Origin of the sequence: Aeromonas sobria, from assembly GCF_050266975.1 — a bacterium.
In the GTDB taxonomy this organism is placed as follows: domain Bacteria; phylum Pseudomonadota; class Gammaproteobacteria; order Enterobacterales; family Aeromonadaceae; genus Aeromonas; species Aeromonas sobria_B.
Window position 1 is genome coordinate 50294 of sequence record NZ_JBKISU010000032.1, and the last position, 8212, is coordinate 58505.

Here is an 8212-nt window from a genome sequence, read left to right on the forward strand (position 1 = left end):
AGGCCTGCCTCATCCCAGTACCCAGCTCACCAGCAACCAGAGGCTGCCGACCAGGGCGGCGATAAGCAGCAGCCCCATCAGGATGAACAGAAGGGGCGAGCCGCCGGCAAAGTCCCGCTGGCGGTTGCGCTGGGATTGCACGCCAAACAGGGCCGCCAGGGTGCTGGTGAGGGTATGCCATAGGGAGAGTCGTTGGTTCATGAGGGCCTCCTGATGGTTATCAGCCTAGCCAGCTTTGGCCGCTTCCTCCCCTGCATTCCCCGTCTCTGGTCTGCCCGGCAGGTTCGCTCCCGCGTCTTCGGGCGGGGAGAGGCGGTGATCGGCCTCGTTTCCTGGCCCGCTTTGGGGTAAAATTGCGCCGCTTTTCGCCTAGCTGCCAATGGATGACGTGATGAAAGACTTTCTGATAGCCCCCTCGATCCTCTCCGCCGACTTCGCCCGCCTGGGTGACGATGTTGCCAAGGTGCTGGCCGCCGGGGCCGACGTGGTGCATTTCGATGTGATGGACAACCACTATGTGCCCAACCTGACCATAGGCCCCATGGTCTGTCAGGCGCTGCGCGACTTCGGCATCGAGGCGATGATAGACGTGCACCTCATGGTCAAGCCGGTGGATCGCATCGTGCCCGATTTCGCCAAGGCGGGTGCCAACCTCATTACCTTCCACCCGGAAGCCTCCGATCACGTGGATCGTACCCTGGGTCTCATCAAGGAGCAGGGTTGCCAGGCCGGTCTGGTGCTCAACCCGGCCACCCCGCTCACCTGCCTCGAGTACGTGATGGACAAGCTGGACGTGATCCTGCTGATGTCGGTCAACCCGGGCTTTGGTGGTCAGAGCTTCATCCCCGGCACCCTCGACAAGCTGCGTCAGGTGCGTCGCCTGATCGACGAGAGCGGCCGTGACATTCGCCTCGAAATCGACGGCGGCGTCAAGGTGGACAACATCCGCGAGATCGCCGAGGCCGGTGCCGACATGTTCGTGGCGGGCTCCGCCATCTTCAGCCAGCCGGACTACAAGGCGGTGATCGACCAGATGCGGGCGGAGCTGGCCCATGTCCGTTGAGCGTCCCTTCGACCTGGTGCTGTTCGATCTGGACGGCACCCTGATCGACAGCGCCGCCCAGCTGGCACTGGCGGTCAATCGCACCCTCGCCGACCTGGGACTGGCCGAGGTCGATGAGGCCGTGGTGCGTACCTGGGTCGGCAATGGCGCCGACAAGCTCATCAGCCGCGCCCTGGCGTATCGCGACGGCGACGAGCTGTTTGAGCGGGCGCGTCCCCTGTTTGATCGCCACTACCAGGCCTGCCTGCTGGAAGGGCTGGCCATGTATGAGGGGGTGGAGCGGAGCCTGCGTCGCCTGCAACGCCTGGGTTACCAGCAGGCGGTGGTGACCAACAAGCCCAGCCACTTCGTGGCGCCCATTCTCGATGCCCTCGGCATCGGCGACTGCTTCGCGCTCTGGCTCGGGGGCAACTGCCTGCCCGAGAAGAAACCCAGGCCAGAGCCGCTGCTGCACGCCTGCCACGAACTGGGGGTAAAGCCCTCCCGCACCCTGATGGTGGGCGACTCCGAGAATGATGTGCTGGCCGCCCAGGCCGCCAGCATGAAGGTGGTGGGTCTCACTTACGGTTACAACTATGGCCGTCCCATCGCCGACTCCAACCCTGACTGGGTGTGCGAGCGCTTCTGTGAACTCGACGCCCTGCTGGCCGAATAAGAACAAGGACTCCTCTCCATGGCTAAACCAATCGTACTGAGCGGCGCCCAGCCCTCCGGCCAACTCACCATAGGCAACTACATGGGCGCCCTGCGCCAATGGGTCAAGATGCAGGATGACTTCGATTGCCTGTACTGCATCGTCGACCTGCACGCCATCACCACCCGCCAGGATCCGGCGGCCCTGCGCAAGGCGTGTCTCGATGCCGCCGCCCTCTATCTGGCGGTGGGGGTCGATCCGGCCAAGAGCACCGTCTTCATCCAGTCCCACGTGCCCCAGCACGCCGAGCTCGGCTGGATCCTCAACTGCTACACCCAGATGGGCGAGCTGTCGCGCATGACCCAGTTCAAGGACAAGTCGGCGCGCTTTGAGAACAACGTCAACGTCGGCCTGTTTGGTTACCCCGTGCTGATGGCGGCGGATATCCTGCTCTACCAGGCCAATCAGGTACCGGTCGGCAACGATCAGAAGCAGCACCTGGAGCTGACCCGCGACATCTGCACCCGCTTCAACAACCTGCATGGGGAGGTGTTCACCCTGCCGGAGCCCTTCATTCCCGAAGAGGGTGCCCGGGTGATGAGCCTGCAGGATCCCACCAAGAAGATGTCCAAGTCCGACGACAACGAGGCGAACTTCATCGGCCTGCTGGAAGATCCCAAGCAGATCGTCAAGAAGATCAAGCGTGCCGTCACCGACTCCGACGATCCCGCCGTGGTGCGTTTCGATCCGGTGAACAAGCCCGGGGTGTCCAACCTGCTGACCCTGATGTCGGGTGTGACCGGTCGCACCATTCCTGAGCTGGAACAGCACTTCGAAGGCAAGATGTATGGTCATCTGAAGACGGAGACCGCCGAGGCCGTGGTCGCCCTGCTCGAGCCGCTGCAGGCCCGCTTCCACGCGCTGCGTCAGGATGAGTCCCACCTGAAGGCCATTCTCGCCGCCGGCGCAGAAAAGGCCAGGGAAAGGGCTGAAAAAACCCTGGCCAGCGTATATGATGTGGTCGGCTTCGTTCCAAGAGCCTGATATATCGGATTGTGGTGACACCGTAGGAAGCCGGGTATCGACCTGGCTTTCTTTGTTTTGCCCGCCGCTATGAGCGATCTCCGGATCCTGATTTGAGTGGACCTTGAGTCCCAAGAGTGAACATGTTGACCGAAGAAAAAACCGCCATTGAAGAGTTGGGTGACAAGGGCCACTGGCTGCGCAAGTTCCGCAAGGCCAAGAACCTCAATACCCTGCAACTGATGGTCTCCAACGCCATCGACCGGCACCATGCCACCCCCGCCATCGTCGCCGCCATCTACCTCGCCGAGTGCCAACGGGAGCGGGAGATGGAACAGGGCCGCTACCTGGACCGCTAAGCTTCCCGCTGCCCATGCTGTTACTGATCGACAACTACGACTCCTTTACCTGGAACCTGGTGCAGTATTTCGGCTCCCTGGGACAGGAGGTCGTGGTCAAGCGCAACGATGAACTGACCCTGGCCGACATCGAGGCCATGGCCCCCGATCACCTGGTGATCTCCCCCGGCCCCTGCACCCCCAATGAGGCAGGCATCTCGCTGGCCGCTATCGCCCATTTCGCCGGCCGGATCCCCATCCTCGGGGTCTGCCTCGGCCACCAGTCCCTGGCCCAGGCGTTTGGCGCCGAGGTGGTGCGTGCCCGCCGGGTGATGCACGGCAAGACCTCCCTGATCCGCCATGGGGGGGAGGGGGTCTTTGCCGGATTGCAGGATCCGCTGCGGGTGACCCGCTACCACTCCCTGGTGGTCCGGCGCGACACCCTGCCTGACTGCCTGGCGGTGACCGCCTGGAGCGAGCATGCCGATGGTTCGTTCGACGAGATCATGGGGCTGCGCCACAGGACGCTGGCGGTGGAAGGGGTGCAGTTTCATCCCGAGAGCATACTGAGCGAGCAGGGCCACGATCTGCTGGCCAACTTCCTGTCCCGGCGCTGATCCCTATTTTCTGCGCCGTTTCTCCCTTTAGCCGGATAATCCACCAAGCCCAGCGACCGGCGCTCTGCTCCCGTCCAGACGAGGCCGCCCCTGGGCGCAACGGTCGAAATGGTCATGGAGAAAGGGCTTCATTCGACTAGGTTTTTTGGCTCTCTGTCCCCGGGATCCCGGGGGGATTTCACCCCATTTCGGCCGAAAGTCGTGATCTGACTCTCGTTTTTCATATGTCGCCGAAAAAATTTTCCCTGACACTTTATTCACCCCGCTTCCTGCCCAAATTATCTCTTGCCAACACCCTCTGAGCCGTTATGCAATGGGGCTGCCTAAAATCTCATGAGCAATCGAACATTGTTCCTCGTAGGTCGTCAGGTTACAGACTTTTTACTTTTTTTCTGTGATAATCCCGTCACGTTTACACGGATTTAACTTTTAGGCGGTGGATTATTCTGTCGCCATCTGGAAGGAGAGCAAGTATGTCAGAGTTGTTGGCAGTGACACGTGAAGTGTTTGATGAAGTCATGGTTCCCAACTATGCACCCGCCAAGATCATCCCGGTGCGTGGTGAAGGGTCACGTGTCTGGGATCAGGAAGGGCGTGAGTATGTGGATTTCGCCGGCGGTATCGCGGTCAATGGCCTGGGTCATTGCCATCCCAAGCTGGTCGAGGCCCTGAAAACCCAGGGCGAGAAGTTGTGGCACCTCTCCAACGTGATGACCAACGAGCCGGCCCTGCGCCTGGCCAAGAAGCTGGTCGCCGCCACCTTCGCCGAGAAGGTCTATTTCTGCAACTCCGGCGCCGAGGCGAACGAAGCGGCCCTCAAGCTGGCTCGCCGCTATGCCATCGACAAGTTCGGTGCCCACAAGACCCAGATCATCGCCTTCCATCAGGGCTTCCATGGCCGCACCTTCTTCACCGTCAGCGTCGGCGGCCAGGCGGCCTACTCCGACGGCTTCGGTCCCAAGCCCGCCGACATCACCCATGTCACCTACAACGATCTGGCCGAGCTGGCCGCCGTCATCTCCGACAATACCTGCGCCGTGGTGATGGAGCCGCTGCAAGGGGAGGGTGGCATCATTCGTCCCACCGACGAGTTTGCCAAAGGGGTGCGCGAGCTGTGCGACAAGCACAATGCCCTGCTGGTCTATGACGAGGTGCAATCCGGGGTCGGCCGTACCGGCGAGCTGTTTGCCTACATGGGCCTGGGGGTCACCCCGGATATCCTCACCAGCGCCAAGGCGCTCGGCGGCGGCTTCCCCATCGGTGCCATGCTGACCACCACGGAGATCGCGGCTCACCTGAAAGTGGGGACTCACGGCTCCACCTACGGCGGCAACCCGCTGGCCTGCGCCGTGGCCGAGGCCGTGCTGGACGTGGTCAATACCCCGGAAGTGCTCAGCGGCATCAAGCAGCGCGAGCAGCTGTTCCGTGCCGGGCTCGACGCCATCAACGCCAAGTACCACTGCTTCAGCGAAGTCCGTGGCCAGGGCCTGCTGCTGGGCGCCGTGCTCAACGATGACTTCAAGGGCCGCTCCCGCGACTTCCTGCTGGCCTCCATCGATCAGGGGCTGATGGCCCTGGTGGCCGGTACCAATGTGGTGCGTTTTGCTCCCTCCCTGGTGATCCCGGAAGCGGACATCAAGGAAGGGCTGGCTCGCTTCGAGCTGGCCGTGGCTCAGGTCGTTAACGCCTGATCCCGAATTGAGGTGGGGGCCACTCCCGGCAGGAGCCGGGACCCCACCTGTCGTCAATGAAAGGGAGTTGTCATCTATGTTGTTAATTCGTCCCATCGAACAGAAAGATTTTGCCGGGCTCAAGACCTGTGCCATCGAATCCGGTACCGGCATGACCTCCTTGCCGGTCAATGATGAGCTGCTGCAGCGCAAGATCGATGCCTCCACCCAGACCTTTTCGGACAAACCCGCGGGAAAGGGCGACTGCCTCTATTTCTTCGTGGCCGAGGATCTGGAAAGCGGGGACATGGTCGGCACCTGTGCCATCGACGCGGCCGTGGGCCTGTCCCAGCCGTTTTACAACTATCACATCGGCAAGGTCGTCCACTCTTCCCCCAAGCTCGGCATCTACAACGTGGTCGAGACGCTGACCCTGTCCAACGACTACACCGGCAATTCCGAGCTCTGTACCCTGTTTTTGCGCGAATGTGCCCGCGAGGGGCTCAATGGCCGACTGCTCTCCAAGCACCGCTTCCTGTTCATGGCCGAGCACCCGGAGCTGTTTGACAAGACCGTCTTCGCCGAGATGCGCGGCGTCTCCGATGCCAATGGCCACAGCCCGTTTTACGAGTGGCTGCAAAAGCACTTCTTCTCGATGGATTTTCCCACCGTCGACTATCTCACCGGGATCGGCAAGAAGCGCTTCATCGCCGAGTTGATGCCCAAGTACCCCATCTACGTCAATCTGCTCAGCAATGAGGCGCGGGCCGTCATCGGCAAGACCCATGAGAAGACTCGCCCCGCCATCAAGATGCTGCAGGACGAAGGCTTCGTGAACCGCGGCTATGTGGATATCTTCGATGCCGGCCCCACCGTCGAATGCGACGTGAACAACATCCGCACCATACGCCGCAGCAAGCGCCTGACCGTGGTGGTGGGGGAGCCTCTGGGGGGCCACACCTATCTGCTGTGCAACACCCGCTTCGAACAGTATCGGGCCTGCCTTGGCAATATCCGGGTCGATCTGGACAAGCAGGAGGCCATAGTGCCGCCCAAGATGGCCGCCGCCCTCAAGGTGGAGAATGGCGATCTGGTGCGGGTCGTGGATCTGGACTGACAAGGGGGAGGGGATGCCCCTTCCCGCGAACATGACGACTGGGCGGCCGCAGGCTCGGACGCCAGGCAACGCAAGCAACAAGGATATGCAATGAGCGAATTAGTACAGCTGATCAACGGCCACTGGCTGGCGGGCGAGGGCAAGGGATTCGAGTCACGGGACCCGGCCAAGAACGAAGTGATCTGGCAGGGGCAGGCGGCGAGCCAGGCCCAGGTGAACGCCGCCGTCAAGGCGGCCCGCGCCGCCTTCTACCATTGGTCCGATCTGGCCCTCGAGGATCGTCTGGCCATAGTGCGCCGCTACGCCGACCTGCTTGGGGAACACAAGGAAGCCCTGGCGCTCACCATCGCCCGGGAAACCGGCAAGCCCCTGTGGGAGACCCGCACCGAAGTGGCCGCCATGCAGGGCAAGATCGCCATCTCCATCCGGGCCCATGACGAGCGCACCGGCACGGTGGAAAACCCCATGCCGGGTGCCAAGGCCTTCGTGCGCCACAAGCCCCATGGCGTGGTGGCCGTGTTCGGCCCCTACAACTTCCCGGGCCACCTGCCCAACGGCCACATAGTGCCCGCTATCATCGCCGGCAATACCGTGGTGTTCAAACCCTCCGAGCTGACCCCCATGGTGGCCGAGGCCATGCTCAAGGTGTGGCAGGAGGCGGGCCTGCCCGCCGGCGTCATCAACCTGGTGCAGGGGGAGGTGGAGACCGGCAAGGCCCTGGCGGGCAATCCGGACATCGACGGCCTCTTCTTCACCGGCTCGTCCCGTACCGGCCACTTCCTGCACCAGCAGTTCGCCGGCCAGCCGGGCAAGATCCTGGCCCTGGAGATGGGTGGCAACAACCCGCTCATCGTAAAAGACGTGAGCGACATCGACGGCGCGGTGCACGCGATAGTGCAATCCGCCTTTATCACCTCCGGTCAGCGCTGCACCTGCTCCCGTCGTCTGTTCGTGGAGCGCGGCGAGCGCGGCGATGCCCTGGTCAAGCGACTGGTGGCGGTGGTCGGCCAGATCAGGGTCGGCCTCTATGACGCCGCCGAGCAACCCTTTATGGGGGCCATGATCAGCGAGAAGGCGGCGCTCGGCATGGTCGAGGCCCAGGCCAACCTGCAGCGCCTCGGTGGCGAGAGTCTGCTCGCTCTCACGCATCTGGAAGCGGGCACCGGTTTCGTCTCCCCGGGCATCATAGACGTGACCAAGGTCGCTGCACTGCCGGATGAAGAGTACTTCGGCCCGCTGTTGCAGCTCATTCGCTACGACGACTTCGATGCCGCCATCGAGAAGGCGAATGCCACCAGCTTCGGCCTCTCGGCCGGCCTGCTGGGCGACAACGAGACGGACTGGCACCACTTCTTCAAGCGCATTCGCGCCGGCATCGTCAACTGGAACAAGCCCATCACCGGCGCCTCCAGCGCCGCGCCCTTCGGCGGCATCGGCGCCTCCGGCAACCACAGGGCGAGCGCCTACTACGCCGCCGACTACTGTGCCTACCCGGTCGCCTCGGTAGAAGACAGCAAGGCCGCCATGCCGGAGCAGCTGTCCCCGGGTTTGACGTTTTAATCGTTCATGGAGATATCGATGAAGAAGAGATGGCTCAATGCCGATGACTACTGTGTCATATATCCGGTCGCCTCGGTAGAAGACAGCAAGGCCGCCATGCCGGAGCAGCTGTCCCCGGGTTTGACGTTTTAATCGTTCATGGAGATATCGATGAAGAAGAGATGGCTCAATGCCGATGACTACTGTGTCA

The 8212-nt window shown here is 62.3% G+C and carries 9 protein-coding genes; 8 read left to right on the forward strand and 1 reads right to left on the reverse strand.

Annotated elements, in window-relative coordinates; genetic code table 11:
- Nucleotides 1-9: 9 nt before the first annotated feature.
- A complete protein-coding gene (locus ACLHZ1_RS16770) occupies nucleotides 10-201 on the reverse strand; it encodes a DUF2970 domain-containing protein (RefSeq protein WP_041993102.1) in 192 nt (63 codons plus the stop codon).
- A gap of 190 nt (nucleotides 202-391) precedes the next feature.
- Here ACLHZ1_RS16770 and rpe point away from each other — a divergent pair, with 190 nt between their 5' ends.
- From rpe to astD, 8 genes are all read left to right on the forward strand, one after another.
- Nucleotides 392-1063 carry a ribulose-phosphate 3-epimerase gene (gene rpe / locus ACLHZ1_RS16775; protein ID WP_427262999.1) on the forward strand — a complete coding sequence of 224 codons (672 nt, stop codon included), beginning with the start codon at nucleotides 392-394 and terminating at the stop codon, nucleotides 1061-1063.
- On the forward strand, nucleotides 1053-1718 hold the full coding sequence (locus ACLHZ1_RS16780) for a phosphoglycolate phosphatase (RefSeq protein ID WP_427263000.1): 666 nt from the start codon (nucleotides 1053-1055) through the stop codon (nucleotides 1716-1718). The genes rpe and ACLHZ1_RS16780 overlap by 11 nt, the downstream gene beginning before the upstream one ends.
- 18 nt (nucleotides 1719-1736) lie before the next feature.
- Nucleotides 1737-2741, forward strand: a complete 1005-nt coding sequence (trpS, locus tag ACLHZ1_RS16785) for a tryptophan--tRNA ligase (protein WP_408792639.1) — start codon at nucleotides 1737-1739, stop codon at nucleotides 2739-2741.
- Between the two features lie 122 nt (nucleotides 2742-2863).
- Complete coding sequence (locus tag ACLHZ1_RS16790) at nucleotides 2864-3079, forward strand: hypothetical protein (RefSeq protein ID WP_427263001.1); 216 nt, start codon at nucleotides 2864-2866, stop codon at nucleotides 3077-3079.
- A 14-nt stretch (nucleotides 3080-3093) separates the two neighbouring features.
- Complete coding sequence (locus ACLHZ1_RS16795) at nucleotides 3094-3675, forward strand: aminodeoxychorismate synthase component II (protein WP_427263002.1); 582 nt, start codon at nucleotides 3094-3096, stop codon at nucleotides 3673-3675.
- Between the two features lie 473 nt (nucleotides 3676-4148).
- Complete coding sequence (locus tag ACLHZ1_RS16800) at nucleotides 4149-5366, forward strand: aspartate aminotransferase family protein (RefSeq protein ID WP_408747440.1); 1218 nt, start codon at nucleotides 4149-4151, stop codon at nucleotides 5364-5366.
- A 76-nt stretch (nucleotides 5367-5442) separates the two neighbouring features.
- Nucleotides 5443-6462, forward strand: coding sequence for an arginine N-succinyltransferase (gene astA / locus ACLHZ1_RS16805; RefSeq protein ID WP_111874024.1), 1020 nt, complete (start codon nucleotides 5443-5445; stop codon nucleotides 6460-6462).
- 90 nt (nucleotides 6463-6552) lie between these two features.
- Nucleotides 6553-8022, forward strand: coding sequence for a succinylglutamate-semialdehyde dehydrogenase (gene astD, locus ACLHZ1_RS16810; protein ID WP_427263003.1), 1470 nt, complete (start codon nucleotides 6553-6555; stop codon nucleotides 8020-8022).
- Nucleotides 8023-8212 lie beyond the last annotated feature (190 nt).